The sequence below is a fragment of the bacterium genome (assembly GCA_030704665.1).
Taxonomy (GTDB): domain Bacteria; phylum Patescibacteriota; class Microgenomatia; order Woykebacterales; family RBG-16-39-9b; genus JAUYID01.
Genome location: JAUYID010000009.1, coordinates 1 through 20,648, shown reverse-complemented (window position 1 = coordinate 20,648; position 20,648 = coordinate 1). Strand labels below are relative to the sequence as shown.

General features: G+C 43.6%; 22 protein-coding genes. 10 read left to right on the top strand and 12 right to left on the bottom strand.

The genetic code is table 11. The annotated features are described in order from the left end of the window. Positions 1 to 12: 12 nt before the first annotated feature. From Q8P13_00270 to Q8P13_00255, 4 genes are read right to left on the bottom strand one after another with little or no spacing between them, the layout of a single operon-like run. A complete protein-coding gene (locus Q8P13_00270; protein MDP2670894.1) occupies positions 13 to 1,497 on the bottom strand; it encodes a glycosyltransferase family 2 protein in 1,485 nt (494 codons plus the stop codon). Between the two features lie 4 nt (positions 1,498 to 1,501). After that, the gene (locus tag Q8P13_00265) at positions 1,502 to 2,275 is read right to left on the bottom strand and encodes a TatD family hydrolase (GenBank protein MDP2670893.1); all 774 of its coding nucleotides are present in this window, start codon (positions 2,273 to 2,275) and stop codon (positions 1,502 to 1,504) included. Then, positions 2,275 to 3,681: a class I tRNA ligase family protein gene (locus Q8P13_00260; protein MDP2670892.1), complete on the bottom strand. Its 1,407-nt coding sequence runs from the start codon at positions 3,679 to 3,681 to the stop codon at positions 2,275 to 2,277. The genes Q8P13_00265 and Q8P13_00260 overlap by 1 nt, the downstream gene beginning before the upstream one ends. Before the next feature lie 5 nt (positions 3,682 to 3,686). Next, entirely contained in the window at positions 3,687 to 4,091 is a 405-nt protein-coding gene (locus Q8P13_00255; GenBank protein MDP2670891.1) for a hypothetical protein, read from the bottom strand. 47 nt (positions 4,092 to 4,138) lie between these two features. Between Q8P13_00255 and Q8P13_00250 the strand changes: the two genes are divergently transcribed. The 4 genes from Q8P13_00250 (at position 4,139) to Q8P13_00235 (ending at position 10,231) form a co-directional block, all read left to right on the top strand. After that, positions 4,139 to 5,197, top strand: coding sequence for a DNA recombination protein RmuC (locus tag Q8P13_00250; GenBank protein MDP2670890.1), 1,059 nt, complete (start codon positions 4,139 to 4,141; stop codon positions 5,195 to 5,197). Positions 5,198 to 5,241: 44 nt separating this feature from the next. Further along, entirely contained in the window at positions 5,242 to 6,102 is an 861-nt protein-coding gene (locus Q8P13_00245; protein ID MDP2670889.1) for a patatin-like phospholipase family protein, read from the top strand. A 60-nt stretch (positions 6,103 to 6,162) separates the two neighbouring features. Continuing rightward, positions 6,163 to 9,111: an ATP-dependent DNA helicase gene (locus tag Q8P13_00240; GenBank protein MDP2670888.1), complete on the top strand. Its 2,949-nt coding sequence runs from the start codon at positions 6,163 to 6,165 to the stop codon at positions 9,109 to 9,111. A gap of 853 nt (positions 9,112 to 9,964) precedes the next feature. Further along, on the top strand, positions 9,965 to 10,231 hold the full coding sequence (locus Q8P13_00235) for a hypothetical protein (protein MDP2670887.1): 267 nt from the start codon (positions 9,965 to 9,967) through the stop codon (positions 10,229 to 10,231). Positions 10,232 to 10,304: 73 nt separating this feature from the next. Here the strand turns inward: Q8P13_00235 and Q8P13_00230 are convergent, their stop codons facing one another. From Q8P13_00230 to Q8P13_00220, 3 genes are read right to left on the bottom strand one after another with little or no spacing between them, the layout of a single operon-like run. Beyond that, complete coding sequence (locus Q8P13_00230; protein ID MDP2670886.1) at positions 10,305 to 11,180, bottom strand: peptidoglycan bridge formation glycyltransferase FemA/FemB family protein; 876 nt, start codon at positions 11,178 to 11,180, stop codon at positions 10,305 to 10,307. A gap of 39 nt (positions 11,181 to 11,219) precedes the next feature. Continuing rightward, positions 11,220 to 11,981 (bottom strand): 3D domain-containing protein, encoded by a 762-nt coding sequence (locus tag Q8P13_00225; GenBank protein ID MDP2670885.1) that lies wholly within the window; start codon positions 11,979 to 11,981, stop codon positions 11,220 to 11,222. A 60-nt stretch (positions 11,982 to 12,041) separates the two neighbouring features. After that, complete coding sequence (locus tag Q8P13_00220; protein MDP2670884.1) at positions 12,042 to 13,880, bottom strand: UvrD-helicase domain-containing protein; 1,839 nt, start codon at positions 13,878 to 13,880, stop codon at positions 12,042 to 12,044. Between the two features lie 140 nt (positions 13,881 to 14,020). On the opposite strand from Q8P13_00220, the gene trxA reads away from it, so the two are divergent. The 5 genes from trxA to Q8P13_00195 are packed head-to-tail and all read left to right on the top strand — an operon-like array spanning position 14,021 to position 17,851. Further along, positions 14,021 to 14,290, top strand: a complete 270-nt coding sequence (trxA, locus tag Q8P13_00215) for a thioredoxin (GenBank protein ID MDP2670883.1) — start codon at positions 14,021 to 14,023, stop codon at positions 14,288 to 14,290. A 27-nt stretch (positions 14,291 to 14,317) separates the two neighbouring features. Continuing rightward, positions 14,318 to 15,310 (top strand): phosphoglycerate kinase, encoded by a 993-nt coding sequence (pgk, locus tag Q8P13_00210; protein MDP2670882.1) that lies wholly within the window; start codon positions 14,318 to 14,320, stop codon positions 15,308 to 15,310. Between the two features lie 3 nt (positions 15,311 to 15,313). Next, on the top strand, positions 15,314 to 16,009 hold the full coding sequence (locus tag Q8P13_00205; protein ID MDP2670881.1) for a triose-phosphate isomerase family protein: 696 nt from the start codon (positions 15,314 to 15,316) through the stop codon (positions 16,007 to 16,009). A gap of 58 nt (positions 16,010 to 16,067) precedes the next feature. Then, positions 16,068 to 17,219 carry an LCP family protein gene (locus tag Q8P13_00200; GenBank protein MDP2670880.1) on the top strand — a complete coding sequence of 384 codons (1,152 nt, stop codon included), beginning with the start codon at positions 16,068 to 16,070 and terminating at the stop codon, positions 17,217 to 17,219. Then, positions 17,216 to 17,851, top strand: coding sequence for a hypothetical protein (locus Q8P13_00195; GenBank protein ID MDP2670879.1), 636 nt, complete (start codon positions 17,216 to 17,218; stop codon positions 17,849 to 17,851). The genes Q8P13_00200 and Q8P13_00195 overlap by 4 nt, the downstream gene beginning before the upstream one ends. Here Q8P13_00195 and Q8P13_00190 read toward each other — a convergent pair. From Q8P13_00190 to rpsT, 5 genes are read right to left on the bottom strand one after another with little or no spacing between them, the layout of a single operon-like run. Further along, positions 17,848 to 18,357, bottom strand: coding sequence for a fibronectin type III domain-containing protein (locus tag Q8P13_00190; GenBank protein MDP2670878.1), 510 nt, complete (start codon positions 18,355 to 18,357; stop codon positions 17,848 to 17,850). The genes Q8P13_00195 and Q8P13_00190 overlap by 4 nt on opposite strands. A gap of 28 nt (positions 18,358 to 18,385) precedes the next feature. Next, positions 18,386 to 18,583, bottom strand: a complete 198-nt coding sequence (locus tag Q8P13_00185) for a hypothetical protein (protein ID MDP2670877.1) — start codon at positions 18,581 to 18,583, stop codon at positions 18,386 to 18,388. Next, on the bottom strand, positions 18,580 to 19,215 hold the full coding sequence (pilO, locus tag Q8P13_00180; protein ID MDP2670876.1) for a type 4a pilus biogenesis protein PilO: 636 nt from the start codon (positions 19,213 to 19,215) through the stop codon (positions 18,580 to 18,582). Before pilO ends, Q8P13_00185 begins: the two co-directional genes overlap by 4 nt. 4 nt (positions 19,216 to 19,219) lie before the next feature. Continuing rightward, positions 19,220 to 19,834 (bottom strand): hypothetical protein, encoded by a 615-nt coding sequence (locus tag Q8P13_00175; protein MDP2670875.1) that lies wholly within the window; start codon positions 19,832 to 19,834, stop codon positions 19,220 to 19,222. Positions 19,835 to 19,883: 49 nt separating this feature from the next. Next, positions 19,884 to 20,180, bottom strand: coding sequence for a 30S ribosomal protein S20 (rpsT, locus tag Q8P13_00170; GenBank protein MDP2670874.1), 297 nt, complete (start codon positions 20,178 to 20,180; stop codon positions 19,884 to 19,886). Positions 20,181 to 20,285: 105 nt separating this feature from the next. Here rpsT and Q8P13_00165 point away from each other — a divergent pair. Further along, positions 20,286 to 20,648: lipid II flippase MurJ (locus Q8P13_00165; protein ID MDP2670873.1), on the top strand; the 363-nt coding region annotated here is incomplete at its 3' end.

The window sequence follows — 20,648 nt, the reverse complement described above, 5'->3', positions numbered from 1 at the left end:
ATAAATTATACACTAATTTTTTTCAACGAATTTCTCAGTTGCTTTGTACTCAATTCTTTTGCCGAAAATCAAGCGCGTGTGAGCATCCATTCCAGGCAGAGAGCCAAAAAAGAAACCGGTGATCGGAAGAAGCAGGTATTGGAGTAAGTTGAAGAGGAGGAAACGGTTTTTATAATCAGCTGGTTTGGGTGGGCGAAGTTGCCAATCAATGATTATTACCGAGATTATGAAGACTGTCGTTGTAGTCAGAATCAAACCAGAAACTTTCGGGAGGTAAAAACCCAAGGCAGTGTGGGCAAACTGCTCATTGATCAGCGGAGGAATGGTAGCACCTAAAGTAAGAATCCACCAGGTAACTGGCCAAAGTAAGTGTTGTTGTAGGGCCGCAACGAAGCGAAAGACGAAATTTCCGACTGGTATCTCACGCCGCTTGGACCAAAATTGTCTGACTGCGTAGGCGATATCAGTTACTCCCCAAGCCCAACGACGGTTTTGTGTGTATTGGGCAACCGCTGATTGCCAGTAGTTTTGACCTTCAACAGCATCGGCATAGAGAGGCAAAAAGATTGATTCAAGCTCCACCTTTCCCTGGTGCGAAAAGAAAGCTTTGAAAAATAAATGCCAGTCTTCAGCAACAACATCAACGTCCCAAAAACCAGTTTCCTCCAGAAGTTTCCAACTTAAAGAATAGCTGGAATAGTTAAAATTTGATTTTGGCCGCATCAATTCGGCAATTCCACTGATCGAGTAAATCGTGTGCACGACACGCACAAAAATTGGAACTCGCCAAATATTGTTGTAGAAAACCAAAGCCGCTTGCCAAAAATGAAAATGCCGTTCTGCGTCAGTTAAAAACTGATAAGTAAGATTGGAAAAATACTTGGGGTGAAAGGCAACATCGGCATCACAGGAGGTGACGGTCAAAAAGTTTTTGTCGTATCCTGCCTCCTCGATCAGACTTCTCACTCTCTGAGCCGAAAAAGCCAAGTTTGAGGATTTTCCGATGACTTCCCCAGGAGAAAGAGTATGGCTAGTTACCCAGAAGTTGCCGAAGTGAGTCGAAAAAGCTTTCTTCAAGGCCTCCACCTTTTCGGGTGCAGAATTGTCTCTATCTTCCATTGCCAAGACAACATCAAGCTGCTTGGCGGGAAACTCCTGAGCAGCTAGAAAGGTCAGCGTTCTTTCTAGAATCTCTTTTGGCTCCTTGTAGGTTGGGATGAAAACTAGATGGCGAATTTTTGAATAATCAAGGTTTTCTTGATCCATTTTTTCCACCCAATTTGTAAAGCCAGTTCGCTTAATTTTTAGGTAACTACGAACCGAGTTGAAACTTAGCGATGAGGCCTTATAGAAAAAGTAGAAATCAAAAAGAATGATAAAATAGGCAACTACTTCCGGAATAAGAAAAGAAGCCCAGAAAGGGCTAGTTAAAAGTGCCCAGGAAATTAGGCCGGAAGAAATTTCTAATAAACGGATTGAGAAACGTGAGTTGAACATCTCCTCAAATGGATAGTAATTTTTTTGCGTTGGTGGTAGTTGCCTGTGCGACTGTCTCTAGGCTCAGGCTTTTGAGGAGAGAAACAGTTTCCGCTATTATTTTAACATATTTAGGTTCATTACGCTGGCCACGAAAAGGGTGTGGGGTCAAGTAGGGAGAATCAGTTTCAAGCAAGAGCCGATCCAGAGGAACAAATTTGGCCGCCTGCCGAATGTAGTCATTACCTTTGTAAGTAAGGTTGCCACTGAAGGAGATAAACAAGCCGAGGTCAAGAAATTTTTTAGCAAAGCTGACATCACCCATGAAGCAATGCATCAGTCCAAGCAAAGGCTGAGGTAGAGTTTTTAGCAAATCGAAAAGTTCGTCGTAGGCGTCGCGACAATGAAAAAGAATTGGTCTTTTGCTTTTTAAAGCCAGGTTAATTTGGGGTTCCAAGATTTTGATTTGGTCTTTAATATTTGGTTCCGGATAGCCCTGATAGAGATGCTTGTCCAAGCCAATTTCCCCAACCGCAACGACTTTGGGTTGAATGATTAACTGCTCCAACTCTTTCATTGTCTCAGGGCTAAATTGATCAACGTGGTGGGGATGAACTCCAACCGCGGCGAAGAGGCCGTCGTAGTTTTGGACGAGACTAACCCCATTTTTCGAAGACTCTAAACTGGCACCAACGGTCATGATGGCTGAAAGTTCTTTCAGGTTCTCTTTGATCACTTGATCGCGATCTTCTTTGTAAGCTTCGAATTGAAAGTGAGCGTGGGTATCGACCAGCTTCATTAGCCTCTCCTTGGAAAAAGCGGCGCGGAAGATTTTATTTTGTCCTGGGAGAATTGGTCTTTGATTTTTTCGGCTGTTTCGGGAAGAAAACAAAGTAGAAGCTCGTCAATTTCGACAATTTGCCGAATTAAATTTTCTACCGCGGCTTTTGCTTTCTCCGGGTTTTCTTTAGCTAATTCCCAGGGCTTGCTTTTCTCAATCTCTTTGTCAGTTTTGCGAATTTTCCCCCAAACATATTCCAAAGCTTCCAAAAACTCTAAATTTTCTAGGTGAATTCGGAAAGCTGAGTCGAGAAGTGGTTTTTCAGGAAACTCTACTCCGGGCAAAGACAGATTTTCTGCCAAGCGCGCAACTCGGGAAACCAGATTTCCCAAGCCGTTGGCAAGATCAGAATTGTAAACTTCTTTCAGACGATCAAAAGAAAAATCACCATCGTTACCAAAGGGAAACTCATGAAAAAGAAAGTAGCGGAGGCTGTCGTTGCCATAGTCCTGCGAGATTTTGACCGGGTCGATGGCGTTGCCCAGAGACTTACTTATTTTCGTTCCGTCAACAGTAAAAAAACCGTGGGCAAAAATTTGCTTGGGCAGTGGGTAGCCAGCCGAGAGTAGCATCGCCGGCCAAATAACCGCGTGAAAACGAGTGATGTCTTTACCTATAAGATGAAGATCAGCTGGCCAGAGGGGGGGTTCAGCGGAAAGGTAGTTGATGAGTGCGTCAAACCAAACGTAAATCACCTGTTTCGGGTCGTTTGGCGCCGGAATACCCCATTTTTGACTTGCTCGGGTGACCGAAATATCCTGCAGACCAGATTCAACAAATTTCACTACTTCGTTAAAACGCTGGTGGGGTAAAACAAAATCAGGATTTTCTTTATAAAACTTCAAAAGTTGTTCTTGATACTTGGAAAGACGGAAAAAATAGTTTTCTTCAGCGATTTGTTCTGGCTTGGTTTTGTGATCCGGACAAAAACCGTTTTCGTCCAAATCACTTTCTTTCAAAAAAGCTTCGTGACCAACGCAATAAAGACCCTCATACTTACTCTTGTAAACGTCCCCATTATCGAGTACTTTCTGAAAAAAATCAGTGACAACCTTTTTGTGTCGTACCTGTGTGGTGCGGATGAAATCGTCATTGGTTATTCCAAGCTTTTTCCAAGTTGTTTCCCAGATTTTCGCCAAATCATCAGTGTAGGTTCTCAAGTCTTGGCCGGATTTTTCCGCAGCAAGAACTGTCTTTTGCGAGTTCTCATCTAAACCAGTAAGAAAAAAGGTTTTTTCACCCAAAAGCCGATGGAAGCGGGCCAGAATATCAGCAGCAATAGTTGTATAAGCGTGCCCGATATGAGGTACGTCGTTGATATAATAGATGGTAGTTGTCAGAAAAAAATTCTTTATTTTGGTCATTTGTTTCAACTCTTGTTGCTAACAAAGTAAACTTCAATCAAGCTGATTATTAAAACTATCAGCACAGCGTTCACAGGGTTAAAGATTCCCAACAGTTTCAGAAGGAAAAGTAAGCAACCAGTGGCTGCTAGTTCCAAACCCCGACGTAGTGCTTTTCTGATCAAGAATTTTGCTCTTTCAGAACGCGTCAGGGTCTCAGCCTTTTTTCTCTCCAAAACGAAGCTAAGGCAGTATAGCACCAAGCTCAAGCCTGCAGCAAGGCTAGCGAAAAGGGCTAGGAAAAAATAGACCAGATTCGCGGTCAGTAAATTGCCAGAAGAGTCCAGGGGGGGAAGGTTATTGCCAATAAACCACAAGGCTGACAGGCCTAGCAAAAAGACAACCAGCAAAGCGAAAAGAAAAACTCCCATGAAACTATTTTACAACGTAAAGTGGTTCTGCTAACATAGCCCTAATTATGAACTTGGACACCCAGACCCTCATTCTTATTGTTGGTGGAGTCATTGTTGCAGGCTTTTTCTTTTTCTTCAAAAAACTCGAAGAACTCAAAGGTAAAGATAGCGATGACGAAAGTACCAAGGTCCTCATGGAGTGGCTCAAAGAAATGCGCAGTTCTTTGGACAAAAATACTGACACCCTTCAGTCGCAATTGACCTCAACCAACAAAGCAATCAATGAGCGGCTCGACAACGCCGCCAAAATCATCGGTATGGTCGGCAAAGAAGTCGGTCAGATGAGCGAAATTGGTCGCTCCATGAAAGATTTGCAGGATTTTCTCCGCAGCCCGAAGTTGCGGGGAAATATTGGGGAGCAAGTTCTCCGCGAACTACTCGGACAGTTTCTGCCGAAAGAGAGTTTTCATCTGCAGTATCGGTTTCGATCTGGTGATATTGTTGACGCTGCCATAAAAACCGATTCCGGTGTCATCCCCATTGATTCAAAGTTTCCGATGGAAAATTTCAAAGCGATGATGGGAGCCGACACTGAAGCAGAAAAAACTGGGTTTCAAAAAGACTTCGCTCGGGATGTAAAAAAACACATTGACGATATTGCCAAAAAATATATCTTGCCTGAGGAAGGAACGATTGATTACGCTCTGATGTACGTACCGAGCGAGCCAATTTACTATGAAATCATGGCCAATATGCCGGAGCTTTCCGAGTATGCCCACACCAAAAGAGTTTTGCCAGTTTCCCCCTCAACGTTTTATGCGTACATGCGCGCGATTCTGATGAGTTTTGAGGGCAAAAAGATTGAAGAGCGGGCGCGGACCATACTTGCCTCTTTACGTTCAATCAAAGGGGATTCAGAAAAATTTGGGGATGTACTGCGAGTTCTCACCAAGCACGTTAATGATACGAAAAACACTGCTGATTTGGTGAACTCCCGTTTCCTGACCCTGAATTCCAAAATCGAAAACGCGCAAGGTTTGCCGGGTAAAGTTGCTGATAAAAAAGCCGTCTTTGAAACTGAACCATTACCCCTTGACCAGGCCGAAGAAGTTACTGAGGTTTAATTTTCGGTTTGCCAACCACTGGCAAAAAGTTCTACCATTAAAAGGTGAAGCAGATCCACGAGCTTGATCAAAACCTTTGCAGAGAAGAAATTGTCGGGATTTCTTATTCTGGTGGAGGCAACCGTGGGGTAGTCCACATTGGAGTGTTACGCGCCTTTCTGGAAAAGAAAATAACTCCAACCCACGTCGTGGGGGTTTCTGCCGGAGCTTTTGTGGCTGCCTTCCACGCTTTTGACCCATTCACGAACAACTCTTTTACTGATTTAAAAGTAATTTTTTCCTTTATCAACCGCGCTTTCATTGGACTTTCACCTTGGCAGGTGCTATCGAGGCTCTTGGCCCACGGCTTTGGGACAAAAAGTTTAGGGGACTCTGGTAAAATCAAGAAATTTTTGGAAGAAAGGCTACCGTTTAAAGATTTTTCTGAGTTGAAGGTTCCTTTAGCTCTCGGGGCTACCAACATTGAAACTGGCAGCGACAGTTGGTTTCGGCAAGGACCGATCATTCCTGCCTTGCTTGCCTCCTCAGCCACGCCGGGAATTTTTCAGCCAGTTAGAATAGGAGAAAAAGTTTATATTGACGGAGGAGTTTCCGACAATTTACCTCTCTTCGAGCTGGCCCGAAAGACGTGCGGAACAATTTATGCCGTTAACGCAGGCTATGCCGGCGAAACAAAAAGAGAACCAAAAAACTTTTTGGAAAATATTATTGACAGTCGCGATATTGCCCAGTACCAGACGACGCGTTATGAAGTTGAATTAATAAAAGCACTCTACCCAAGAATAAAAATCATCCCCATCGAACCAAGGAGTGGTTTTGAGCTCTCCCCTTATGATTTCACTCCCGAAAAAACTGAAAAAGTGATTAAAGAAAGCTACCACGCTACCCTGAAGCTTTTAAGCTAACTAAACTTACCCTTTGACCAAAACAACAGACGAGTAGTCCTGTGCTAAAATGGTTGAGCGATGAGCTCAATTCTCGAAGGATTAAACAAAGAACAGAAGCAAGCAGTTGAAACAACAGAAGGCCCACTGCTTATCATCGCCGGAGCTGGTACTGGCAAGACCACAGTTATTACCCGCCGCATCGCCTACCTGATCGAAAAAAAACTAGCTAAACCTTCAGAAATTATCGCCCTTACCTTTACTGAAAAAGCTGCTTCCGAAATGGAAGAAAGAGTCGACCTCTTGGTTCCTTATGGATATGTGGATACTTGGATCAGCACTTTTCACGCCTTCGGCGACCGGGTTTTGCGAGAAAATGCTTTGGATCTTGGTTTACCCCCCGACTTCCAAGTGTTGAGTCGAGCCCAACAGGTTCTTTTTTTCCAGCAGAATCTTTTCGCTTTTGATCTTGATTATTACCGACCACTCTCGAATCCGACGAAATTTATTGAGGCAATTCTCACATTCGTCAGTCGTTGCAAAGATGAGGACATCGGCGCTGAGGATTTTGCTGTCTATGTAGAGAAATTGAAGAAAAAGAAACAACCAGAGGAGTTTGAAAAAGATGACTGGTTGCAAGAAATAAAAAGACAGGAAGAGCTTGTCCGAGTTTATCAAAAGTACGAACAGTTTAAAAAGGAAGCGGGAAAGCTTGATTTCGGTGACCAAGTCAGCCTGACTCTCAACCTTTTTAGAGCCAAGCCGAGAATTCTCCAAAAGTATCAAGAAAAGTTTAAATATATTCTTGTTGATGAGTATCAGGACACCAACTACTCACAAAACGAGTTAGTTAAGCTTCTAGCAAACTCCCACAAAAATCTTTGTGTTGTTGGTGATGACGATCAGAGTATTTACAAATTTCGGGGAGCGGCAATTTCCAATATCATGAAGTTTAAAGAGGATTTTGCAAAAGCAGAGCAAGTGGTTTTAACCAAGAACTACCGTTCTAGCCAAGAAATTCTTGACACCTCCTACCGGCTGATAAAAAACAACGATCCCGATCGGCTTGAAGTGCAAAACAAAATTGACAAGAAACTTTTAACGGTTGCCGAGAAGAAAGGAGAAGGCCCGAAGGAAATTTGTGGTACGACTCTGACTGAAGAAACAGAAGAGGTAGTGAAAGAAATTCAAAAACTGGTTAAAAAGGAAAAAATTCACTACAAAGACATTGCGATATTAGTCCGTGCTAACTCCCAGGCAGACTCTTTCTTGAGAGCCCTAAATTTAAAAGCAATCCCTCACAAATTCGTTGGTTCTTCTGGACTTTACACCCAGCCAGAAATTCGTCTGCTAATCTCGTTTTTAACAGCAATATCCAACTTTGATGACAGTATTAACCTTTACAATTTGGTCAGCAGTGAGCTTTATCAACTTCCAGTTCCGGATGCGATTGCCTGTATGGACACGGCCAGGAGAAAAAACAAAACGCTGCGCAGTGTCTTCGAGATAGTAGTTGCCAATTCTGAGGAAGGTCTTGAGATAAGTGCTGAGGGAAGGGAAATCATCAAAAAACTTATTAAAGACCTCTCTGAGGCAGCCGAGCTTTCCCAAAAAGAAAACGTCGGCCGCGTCCTCTATATTTATTTACAGAAAACTGCTTACCTGACGCGTCTCGAAAGAGAAGGTGGGGTTGAAGCTGAAATAAAGATTCAGAATATTGCGAGGTTTTTTGACAAAATCGCTGAGTTTATCGATCTGGCCCAAAACGAATCAGTCCGGGTTTTCGTGGACTATCTCGAAGCAATGCGCCTGGCCGGGGATGATCCGGCTACTGCTGACTTTGATCCCGATCAAGATGCAGTCAACGTCATGACGGTGCACTCGGCTAAAGGTTTGGAGTTTGAGGCGGTTTTTATGGTTGGTTTGGTTGCCGACCGCTTTCCCAGCCGGGAAAGAAAAGAAGCCATTCCAATTCCAGAAGAGCTAATTAAGGAACTTTTACCTTCTGGAGATTTTCACCTGCAAGAAGAAAGACGGCTCTTTTATGTTGGCAGCACTCGCGCCAAAAGATTTCTCTACTACACCTGGTCGAAAGATACTGGAGGAGTCAGGGCCAAGAAAATTTCACCCTTTATTCTTGAAGCCTTAGACTTGCCTGGTGCTGGCTCGGTTGCTGTGAAACTAAACCCAAAAGAAAAGATTGAGCAGTTTGCTTTTTCCGAACCGAAAAACTACAAACTACCCTCAGCGGAGAACAAAATCATTCGTCTTTCGCAGGGGTCAATTGATGACTATGAAACTTGCGCCTACAAATACCGCTACGCTCATGTGCTGCGTCTACCGATACTCCGCCACCACGCCATTGTTTATGGTTTTGCGCTCCACGCCGCCGTGGCGGAGTTTTACCGCTCGAAGATGAACGGGAAACTTCTTGAGTTAGATTCTTGCTTGCAGGTTTTAGAAAACACTTGGGTGACGGAGGGCTTTCTAACTGCCGAGCACGAGGAAAAACGTCTTTTGCAAGCCCGCCGCGTACTGACTAGTTTTTACTCCCGAGAGAAGACTACAAAAGACACCCCAAGTTTCGTCGAGAAAGAGTTCCGTTTTAACTTAACAAACGGGGAGACACAAGTTTTGGTCTCTGGCCGCTTCGACCGTGTTGACGAGAAAGACGGCAAGGTAAAAATCATCGATTTTAAATCCACTGAAAATCGTAGTGAGGAGCAACTGGAAAAAGACGCCAAGGAAAGCATTCAGCTGAGGGTTTACACTTTGGGCTACTATAAAAATTACAAAAAAGTCCCAGATTTTGTCGGTATCTACGATTTGGAAACTGGACTAGTCGGTGGTTACTCACCGAAAGAGGAAGACATCGAGCAAACAGAGAAAAGGGTAGTTGAAGTTGCTAAAGAAATTCGTGCCAATTTACAAAAAGATGACTTTCCTGCTAACCCCAAATACTTTGGACAAAAGCCAGCTTGTTTTTATTGTCCGTACAACGCCATTTGTCCTTTTTCACTTGCTAAGTAACCAAAACAAAACAAAAGCCCACAACTTGACTATAGGTCTGTCTTGTGCTATAATTACAAAGTAATTACGTGGATGTTGAGCTTTGCGAAAACAGACACATAATTCAAGAAAAGTTGAATACAGGGAAGAAGAGCGAGATCTTTTTGTTCTTTGAAAATATAGAACTATAGGACTAGATTTTATGGCGTTTGCCCCAGAGCAATTTGAGACAAACGCGGTTAGGATCTTAGTTCAGGAGGTTAAACCCGCCAAATGATGCAGCAGATGAAAGCGGAGCGTGGTGCGGATGGCATCGTTCGCACACAGTGGAAGTTCATGGGGCCGACGGAAAACGTCAGGTCCGTGCCTTCCTCCCGGGTTCTCCGTGGTGTCCTCTTCGCCACTGAAGGCAGCGGCGACAGGGAGTACGACACCAACGACTAGACCCAACCGACCGGCGACGACGCGACCGCAAGGTCACGAAGTCTCAGTTCACGAAAGGAGCAGTTACGACCATGACCTGGACGTGACACTCAGAAGCGACAACTGAATAGCGAGCCGGCGCGCAGGGGAGGACGAATGGGACGCAAGCGTCTACACCGTTCCTCCCCTCTCGCACTAGTAATCACAAACTTGGCCCGTAAGCAATTACGGGGCAGAACTTAAAGGAAAGGTGGTGAATACAAAACTCCCCCGGTTCTTAAGGGCCAAATTTGTGATTGTTAGGAAAAAGTAAATATTTTGGCAGTCAGAGATCTGGTTTTTCGTCTCAAAAAAGGGCTAACACCTTGATGAGAAACCAGATCTTTGGCTTTCAAGGCCAAAAATCGGTAGGATTCCCTTTACCCAAAGGGAAATTCACAGGAGGATCAACGTGGAGGCCAACCTGAATGACTGCTGGATCAAGGACAAGTATGACCACAAGGGTCAGATGTTCCAGGATCCCGAGAACCCCGACAAGGTGATCTGCCAGTCGCACCGCGACCGGCGCCAGACACCACCCAGGTCCCGGACCAGCCCTGTGCTCTCGAAGAAGGTACGCCAGTGCGTCATCGTCGACCCCGGCAACCACGGCGGCCCCATCGACGAGCAGACCTCGCGCTGTGCGAATCACTGTGTAGAGGCCGCAGCGGTCGCCTAAAGCACACCCGCGTCGAACCGACACTACCGAAAACGCCAGAGCACCACAAATGCCCTGGCGTTTTTCATTTCTTTTAGAAAAATTTGTTTAACTTAAAAATGAGTTTGAAGATTGGGTTGTAGAATTTGGCGTAAGAGCCTAGATAAGTTTTTTCTTCGCCTCCAAAGCCTTTTTTGAAATGAGAAAAACCAGCCCAAGACCGGGTTGCTTTTATTCTTGGGTCAACTATTCCCATCAAGTCCAAGCTCGTACAACCTTTTTTCTTAGCCTCTTTGATACTTTCCCAAACTACCAAATAAGGGGCAAAAAGGTCTCTACGCTGCGTACTGGAACCGGCATGATAGTAGTAAGCTTTTTTATTTTGAAAAAGAACCATTGAGGTTGCGAGTGGTTGCTCATTAAAACTAGCAACTAATATCAGCCCTTGTTTTGCCTCAGAAAAAACTTTCCAGAGCTTTTCGACGTCGGCTCGAATCGTCCAGAATTTACCTCGCTTCGCCGTTTGGGAGTGTAGTGACCAGAAGGTTTCAAAGTCGTCTGCTTTCTCTACCCTTACCCCTTTCTTTTCAGCACTACGGATACTGTAGCGTGTATCCTTTTCCATACGAGTAAGGATTTCTTCTTCGGGGGCCTTTAAATCCACAACCAAAGTTTTGGTTGGTTGCAGGCTCCAGTTGTCAGCTTCAAAACCAGCTTTAACTAAAGAGTTCGAAAGCTTTTGATCACCAACTTCACCAACCGGTTCGATTTTGGTAAAAATTGCTTTGTTCTTTTCCGAAACCTCGTTAACTAGAACCAAATCTATTTCTGAACTGGCCTTGGGAATTTTTACTATCGAGCCGAGGAGAGGAAGTTTTCTGATGTAAGCATAGCCCGGTTTGAGATCGACTGTTTGCCAACCCAGCGCCTCCATGTACTTGGCCCAAAGACTACTTTGGTGAATGTCCATCACTTTTTATTCTAAACTGCTTTGGAGAAAAGGGGAATTCTAAGGCTCAGTTAGTAAATAAACATCAGTGTAGCGAGCTGACCACCAGCCTTTTTTGACATCGTCAAAACCGAGGTCAATTTTGTTGCCCTTGATCGAGCCACCGGTATCGCCAGCAACAGCAAAGCCGTAGTTGGGGATGAAGACCTTGGTACCAAGAGGAATCACTTTTGGATCCACCGCGACGACCCCAAAGCCAGTTTTCAGACCCAAGGCCGTGCTCTCGTTGCAGCCAGGGCAATTACTGTCGTAAGAGGTGGAAAACATAGTTAGTTTGGCCCAATAGTGTAAATTCTGATCGTCAACCCTACCTTGTTGGTAAATTTTTTTCGTCCCGAAGGCAACAACTCGGTCAGTTGGGGGAATGATTTTTGTTTCCACTACATCTTTGGTAAAAGCCTTACCGGCAAAAAGCAGCAAACGAGTTTTAGTCTTGAGAAGACCTTTTTTGCCGCTCTGAACCACCTTCCTTTCCCCAACTGCTAGTTTGTTGTCTGGAACTTCCTTTTCTTCAAAGCCAAGTTCTTTGCTGACCACGGAGAACCTTTCTTCAATTGGGCTGAGCCGCAAACCAAAACTCGCCGCTTCAACTGACGTTTTTTCTAGGAAAATACCCTCGGCAAAAACAAGGAGGGACAAAAAAATAAAAAGAAAAACTCCGATTAGTTTATAGGACAAGCGGGCAAAGAAAAGAAGAAAGAAGTTTTTTAGGACTGCAAAAAAGGACCGACCAGCTCCTGCCAGGGCTTTCACGGTAGACATTATTCTAAATTTTCTCAGGAAAGTTGCTCATATGTAAAGTTGACAGGGGTGTTAGATCCTCTAAACCCGGATCGGAATAACGAGTTCGCTGGGAATATCGAGAATGAAGCGGGAGACTATTCCCGCAGTTCGAGCCCCAAAATAGAGCCGTGATTGAGTGAAAGTTAAATAGAGCTGCTTTTGGGCTCGAGTAATACCGACGTAGCAGAGGCGCCTCTCCTCTTCAAGCTCGGAGTGCTCTTCCATGGCTCGGGAGTGAGGAAAAATACCTTCCTCCATACCAACCATGAAAACAACCGGAAACTCGAGCCCTTTAGCTGAGTGCAAGGTCATCAAAGTCACGGCATTATCTTTAGTGCCGGGGTTTTTCTTGTCAGGAAAATATTCTTGCTCGACCAAGGCAACATTTTCTAGAAAATCTTCGAGAACGGGAAATTGGGTAGCCACACTACGCAGTTCTTTGACGTTTTCGATTCTAGAAACACCTTCCAGAGTTCCATCATCAAGGTAAGATAAATAGGCGCTTTGGGCAAGAACCAAATCAACAAGATCAATAGTTTCTAGGTTTTTGGCTTTGTTTCTGATTTCCTCAAGCAAATCGTGAAATTTGTTTAGTTTAGGATTTTTTGGATCCCCCAGACTAGCAGGGCCAATACCTCGGGGTGGGGTGTTGACCGCTCTTTTAAAACTAACCGTATCAGCAGGGTTGTAAACCAATTTTAGATAGGCGAGAACGTCTTTGATTTCCCTCCGCTCGTAAAAACGTGTCCCGCCGATCAAAAGGTAAGGTGTCCCATCCGCCAAAAAAGCTTCCTCTAGGACCCGGCTTTGAGCATTGGTTCGGTAGAGAACAGCAAAACTGTTTAAATTAAAGCCTTGATTGCTAGCCAACAACTTGTTAATTGTTCTTGTCACAAAGGCAGCCTCTTCAATCTCATTCTTCGCTTCATAGGTCACCAAAGGTATGCCTTCATCATTTTCAGTCCAAAGATCAAGAATTGGGTGGGAACGGTTTTGACCGATGACAGCTTTGGCGGCGTCAAGAATTCTTTTGGTGGAACGGTAGTTCTGCTCAAGGTTAAAAACTTTTGACTCTGGGAAATCCTTTTCAAAGTTAAGAATATTGCGGTAGTCAGCTCCGCGCCAGCCGTAAATCGCCTGAGAAGCATCGCCAACTACAAAAAGAGAGCGCGAGGCAGCCGCAATCATTTTGGAAAAAAGATATTGAGCCCGGTTCGTATCTTGGTATTCATCTACTAGAACATATTTAAAACGTTTTTGATATTTTTCTAAAGTCGTCTGATCTTTTTCGAAAAGAACGACCACTTGCATGAGCAAATCATTAAAATCCAAAGCCTGGCTTTTCTTTAAAGCTTTTTGGTAAGCGGAATAAACTTTCTCCACTACCTCTTGAAAATAACCTCGTGCTAAAGTTTTGTATTCGTTTGGGCCAATCAGCTCGTTTTTGGCACTCTCAATGCTAGCTTTGATTGAACCCGGCGAAAAATTTTTGGGGTTAATATTCAGTTCTTTCATGCAATCCTTGATCAAATCCAAACTATCACCTTCATCATAAATAACAAAATTGGGGTTGATTCCGATTGCAAAACCGTCTTTCCGAAGAATACGACTTGATAAACTGTGAAAAGTACCCATCCAGGTTGGAGAGTTAGCAACCAGTTTTTTGAGCCTCTCCTTCATTTCATTGGCGGCTTTGTTGGTAAAAGTTACCGCCAGTATCTCATCGGGGGAAACGCCAAGTTCATTGATCAAATAAGCAATGCGGTGGGTGATAACACGAGTTTTGCCGCTGCCAGGTCCGGAAAGCACTAAAGCCGCCGAGCCCTCGTAGGTAACCGCCTGTTTTTGAGTTGGATTGAGACCTTCAAGAGATTTCACCCGAATATCTTAACAAGGATTTCAGGTTGTTGGCTACAGTCAAAAAAGATAAGAGTGTCATTTTTTCTATTTTACAAAAGTGGTATTCTTAAGATAGAAGAATTATTTCCGACACTCTCATCAACAAAGAGGAGGTTTTTGTGGAAGTTGAATTTTTAGATTTTTATGCTGATTGGTGTGGGCCTTGTAAGGTGATGGAACCGACACTAGAAGCCTTGGAAAAAGAGCTTGGGGACAAGGTAAAAATTACTAAAATCGACGTCGATTCCGAAAGCGAAGCTTCAATGAAGTACGGTGTCATGAGTATTCCCACCTACATTGTTCTTAAAGATGGTCAGGAGGTTGAGAGGTTTGTTGGAGCAACCAGCAAGGACATCCTAAAAACAAAAATTGAAGCTCATCTCGCCTAAGCCCCTTTTTACTGCTAATATGAAAGTATGCATTCTGTCCGCGACGCCGATCTAATCGACAAGACAGTCATAGTTTGGACTGATCTTGATGTTCCTCTCGAGAATGGGCAAGTTGTCGAGAAGGCTCGTTTGCTCTCTTCGAGCAAAACCATTAAATTTCTTCTCGAGCAAAAAGCAAAAGTCATTCTTCTCGGCCATCTCGGGCGCCCGGAGGGTCGAGACCCAAATTTTTCCTTAAAACCGGTAGTTGCAAGTCTTTCCCAGCTCGTGGGCAAACCAATCGAATTACTTTCAGAAGTTCAAAAACCAACTTCTGATCTAGCGTGTTTGGAAAACATTCGTTTTTGGCCTGAAGAAGAAGCTAGGGAAGAAAATTTTGCAAAACAAGTTGCTCTTTTGGGTGAGTGTTACGTTAATGATTGCTTTGCAACTTCTCACCACGCCGGTGCAACCATGCTTTTTTTACCTAAATTTTTACCACCCTTTATTGGAATAGCCTTAGAAGAAGAAGTTCATGAACTCGCTTCGGTCATGAGAAACCCGAAACGACCATTAGTAGCAATTTTGGCAGGAGCAAAGCTGGAAACAAAACTGCCGGCAATTACCAACATGAGTAAGATTGCAGACAAAGTTTTGGTAGCTGGTAAACTTATGTTTGAGTTTAAAGAAAAAATTTCCAACGTCATTGTTGCCAGTGACGATGTTGATGGTGCCGACATTGGGCCAGTTTCAATTCAATCTTTTCAAGACGAAATCGCCAAAGCAGCTACTGTAGTTTGGAATGGAACCATGGGCAAATATGAAGACGAGCGCTATCTCAACGGAACGAAGGCAATTGCCCAAGCAGTAGTTGCTTCAGGTTGTTACAGTGTTGTCGGTGGTGGGGATACGGCCGCTGCTTTGAGCAAGATTGGCTTGCTTTCAAAAATTGCCTATGTTTCAATGGGTGGGGGCGCCATGCTTGATTTTCTGGCTGGAAAGAAGCTAGCTGGACTGGAAGCAATTGGTTACTACGATTAAACTATGAAACCTTTGTTTGTTGCGAATTGGAAGGCAAATAAAACTGTCAAGGAAGCGGTTGATTTTGCGCAGAAGTTTGGTCAGGAAATAGCCAATTCTTCTTCTGCCGCCATCCTGTGTGTTCCTTTTCCCTATCTCTACACTTTATTTGAATTGACCGATGAGTACAATTTCAAAGTGGGGGCACAAAACGTTTCCCGCTATGACAATGGAGCTTACACTGGTGAGGTAACTGCTCAAATGCTGCAGGGTATAGCGAGCCACTGTATTGTAGGGCACTCGGAAAGATGGAAGTTTTTTGGAGAAAATGCTCAAACGGTGGCCCAAAAGGTAGAAAAGCTCTTGAGCAATGGAATCACTCCGATTCTTTGTGTTAGCGATCAAAGGCAACTAGAAACTTATCTATCTTCAGAAGCAATCGCAAAGTCAGTTGAAAAGATTATTTTTGTTCATGAACCACCGGGAGCGATCAGTGGGGGGAAAGATTACCATCCTCAGGAGCCAGAGAGAGCTAACGAGGAAGTAAAGACTATCAAAGAAAAAATCGGCCAGGACGTGGTTGTCCTGTACGGAGGAAGTGTCAACTCTGAAAATATTACGGGTTTTCTTGAACAAGGACAAATCAACGGTTTTCTTGTCGGCCAAGCCTCTCTCTCGGTAGATGGTTTTGCGGCCCTGGTCAGTACCGCGTCTAGGTAATCTGTGGTAAAATGAAAACTTAGAGGCCTGGCAGGCTTCGTTTTTTTCCACGGCAATTATGCAATACGTAGATTTGGGTGTTCTCTCCCAGAAAAAGAAAGAGAGATCTAGAACCAAAAAAATTGTTAAATGGTCAGCCCTGGTGTTTTTGACAACCATTGTTCTTTACGCTGGCTATGTTTTGTATTTTCCGGCGGCAGCTTTGCTTCGGGAAATCCTCAAAAACCCTTCAGCAGCCCTTTCTTTGGTAAAAAATCCAGAGGGAACATTAAAATCTGACAACGGCCGAACAAACTTCTTACTTTTAGGAATTGATAAAAGAGACAACGTTCCTTACTCTTACAATCTTGGTAACGGAGAAGTTAAACGCAACGGTTTTCTCTCCGATACTATGCTGATAATTTCCCTTGACCAAAACACCAAAAAGGTGGCGATGATTTCAATTCCCCGGGATACTTGGGTCCAACTTCCTTCTTGGGAGGGTCACGGCTCAGCGTATACAAAAATTAACGCCTCCTATTCGTATGGGGAAAGTCTTGGCTATCCGGGTGGGGGTGCGGCAATGGCGAAAACTGTTATCAGCCAAAGCCTGGGAATTCCAATTCATTATGTGACCAGAATTGATTTTGCCGGCTTTAAAAAAGGAATTGATAGTTTGGGTGGAGTAGATGTAAAAGTGGACAAAGCTTTTGATGATTGGAGCTACCCAGATTCGACCAAAACTGCCAGTGGCTACAAGCACATTCATTTCAACGCTGGTTTACAACATATGAGTGGGAGTCGAGCATTGGAATTTGTCCGCAGCCGTAAAGGAACGAATGGCGAAGGAAGTGACTTTGCCCGTGCCAAGAGACAACAAAAAGTGATTTTGGCCGCCCGAGACAAAGCTTTGTCACTCTTTACAATTTTTGACCCCTTAAAAATAAACAAACTCTTTTCTGCCTTTGGAGAGACGGTTTCAACTGATGTTGATCTCGCTGCCCTACCAAAACTTTACAAATACAGTCGAGAAATTAATGCTGCCACCATAAAGAATTTAGTGCTTGATACGACAAATTACATGATCCACCCACCGTCTTCCCAGTACGGGGGAGCCTATGTTGTAATACCGAAAGGTGGAAGTTGGACAAATATTCAGCAAGCAGTCAAAAATATCTTCCAAGAAGAAGCTAAAGCTACAACTGAGGCAGGGAAAAAACAAAAGCAATGATCCGCCTCATCCATGGACCTGATGTAGTTTCTTCACGAACCTTTCTTCTTCGTTTGCGAGAGCAAAATCCGCAGGTGGTGGTTTTGGATGCAAGAAGTATCCCCAAGCATAAATTCTTAGAAACCTTGGAGCAAGAAAATCTTTTTGGAAATTTTTTGATTGTCGATTGGTTTGAGGAAAAACATTTTGTTGAAGGTTTTAAATCTCTGCAACAGGAAATTGTTTTTTGGTCCTCTTCCACGCTGACTAATACTTCTTGGGCGGGAAAAACAAGCTTCTTCCCGATCAAAAGTGTTGGTGTCTTTAAATTAACCGATGCTTTCGGTCTGCGACAAGCAAAGCTTTCCCAGGAGTATCTCGAGCTGGCCTTGTCAGAGAAAAACCCTCCGGAGGTAATCCTGAGCTTACTTTCACGTCAACTGAAACAAATCAGTTTGGCTTTAAGTGGGGAAGCCAAGAAAGTCAGCCACTCTTCTTTTGTTCAGCAAAAAATAACAGATCAAGCCAAACTTTGGAGTGAAAAGGGGATAAAAAGGGCTTTTCGTAGTTTGCTCGAGGCAGATTTGGCGATCAAATCAGGACTTGAGCCAAAGTTTTCTATCAGCTTGGCACTTGCCAAGACCCAAATTTAGGGAGGATTTCCTCCCAAGCTAGGGTTGGTCAGATAAGACTCAAGAGCAGTTTTTACTGGTTTGAGAAGAGAGCTATCAACACTATCTACATCTTTCCCATCCGAGACAATTTGGTAATAGTAATAGGTATTTGGATCTAAATTGGTTAGCGTTACTCTATGGTCGTTGGCAAGAAAAGTAGACATGTTTCCGCTAGCTTGATTGTCAAAAGCCTTTTTCGTGAGCTGATCAGGACGATCGCCGTACAAAACATAACCACTACTTTTAGTCTTGGTTTGCCAAGTTACGGTGAAAGAGACATCAGTCACACTTTGGACAACCAAACTATGGGGCCGAGTGGTCGCTCCAAAGCCAGTTATAGAGCCGAACAGTTGAAGAAGAACTATCACCAAAAGGAAACCAACTAGTCCAACCGAAGTCAGAAAGAGAAATTTTTCTACCGTCCTTTTTTGTATCTGGGGAAGGCCAGTAGTTGTCGATTTTTCGATTCGACCTTGAATCAACATTGGGCAGGTTTTTCCTTTTTTAACTAAATTATTTCAAAGTTTTTTCTGGGTCGTTCAATTCTTCAAGCAAAGCTGTATCCAAATTCGGGTTTAGTGGCTGAAGTTGTTTTTGGGTTGCCGGCGGAATACTGCTTGTGGTAAAGATCTGAAAAACTTGAAAACCAACCCAAACCAACAAAGTGATCAGAGTAAGACCGAGAATATTGGTGAGATTTTTCGATATCATTTGTTACCTCCTGCGCTTTGGCCAGTTTGCGGTATTTCAAGACTAGTCATCGAGCCAAGAAAGGTCGTTTGCGCTCTTAGGGTAGCAGTAACATGACCACCTTTGGTGGAAACAATGCTGACCGAACCAACTTGAGTAGTACGAATGAAGTGCTCGATATCAGAAAGGAATTTGGAGAAATCGGCGAAATTCCCCGCTACTACAAGTGAGTAAGGAAGCTTTTTGATAGTCAGGGTTTCAGTGAATTGGGGTTTGGACAAAGGAACTTCATTAAACTGCAAGCCTGAGATTGTCAGACTATATTTATTCGCCAAAAGCTCCAAAGGTCGTTTTAGATAATTCTTTAAACCACTTTCCTTCGGTAAAGCCTCATCTAGTACCGCGAGTTTGTCCTGGACACTGTCGTATTCAACCTTGGCCTGATCAAGTTGGACTGATTTTTCTTGAAGTTTGGTGAGAACCTCTCGACCGTCCTTTAACTCCCGTCGTAGCTGCAGAATGTGGTTGATAGCAGGGTAAATCAGGGCGATGAGAAGAATCAACAATCCCAAAGTCAAAGCTAGGTTCAGATAGTGCTTCTGATTTTGGCTGTAGCTATTGTATTTTTCGTAAACTTGATCAGTTAAGCGCATAAAATTAGTCTCGTGTATTAATTGCTGTGAACTGCTGCGTATCTATGACAGCTTCAGCCTTAAAAGTAAAATTCGTGTTTTTGCTGGAAGGGCTGTTTAATTCCTGAATGTCCAAATCAGTTATACTTTTTGAACTTCCCAGGGAGATGATCAAAGTTTGTAGGGTGACAGAGTCAGGAAAATAGCCGTTGAAAGAAATCTTCCCACTTTCTAGGGAAAGAGTAGTTAAATTTAGTTCGTTGGGAAGCAAGCTGAGAAACTCTTTGACTACTGCGCTAGTTTGAATTTGGGTATTTTTGCCCGAACCTACTTGGTTAATTCTGTCTTGAAGAGCCAAAAAATTGTCTTCACAAAAAGCAGTTGGGTCGGCTTCGTTACATTTTGCTTTGGTATCAACATCGATTTTAGCTGCCGCCACCTTACCTTTTAAATCATTTTTGTCAGCAGCAAGTTTGATACCAAAGAGGAAGGTGGCAAGGGCGATGATTTCAGTGACGATGATTAGATAGCGACCAATAGTAAGAACCCACTTGATCAAATCGCCAGTGACACCACCTACTTCTTCTTTTTGTAACAAATTGATATTTAACTCTTGAGGTTTTTGGGCAGCTTTAGCCATCAGTTAGAGTATAACAGAAGAGAAAACTAGCTGGCAACGAGGTTCCTGATTATTTTGTTTTAGATGGGGATTTTTTACTCGACGGTTTAACAGTTTTGGCTTTTGTAGCTGTTGGTTTCACCTTTTTGCTGAGGCGTGACTTGACACGATCGGCTTTGCCCTTTTTTATCAAACCTCGTTTTACAGCCTTGTCCAAAACTGAAAAAGCCTCAGAAAGAGCTTCTGAAGTCAGGTTGGCCTCAGTCCGCTTCAAAGTGGTGCGCAGACCAGCACGAGAGGCCCGATTTTTTTCGGTCCTGGCTTGATCTTGACGTAGTTTTTTTATCGCACCCTTGATTAATGGCATTTTTCAAAAAAGGCACTATAGCAGATTGGAAGAGGTTGATGCAAGTGTGAGAGCTATTGAGACTAGCAAGTGAGCCTGATATACTTGTTACTACCCTAAGATCAAATGGTCAAAAGTATATTACGAAACGGAACCTCCCTACTATTCAGACGCCAAACTACAATACTCTCTGCAGCAGGGATCATGATGGTTTTGATGCTGGCTAGTCGAATTTTGGGACTAGCTCGCAACTGGTTTCTAGCTCGTTATTTTGGAGCCGGGGTTTCAGTTGACGCTTTTAACGTTGCCTTGGTTGCACCAGACTTGCTTGCCAACGTTCTGATCGCTGGGGCTCTTTCGGTTTCATTTATTCCAATTTTCACTACTTACCTGACTAAGGAAAAAAATGATGAAGCCTGGGATCTTGCCTCTTCAGTTCTAAACGCCTCTTTGATTGTCTACGCCGTACTTGGCTTAATAATCTTTCTT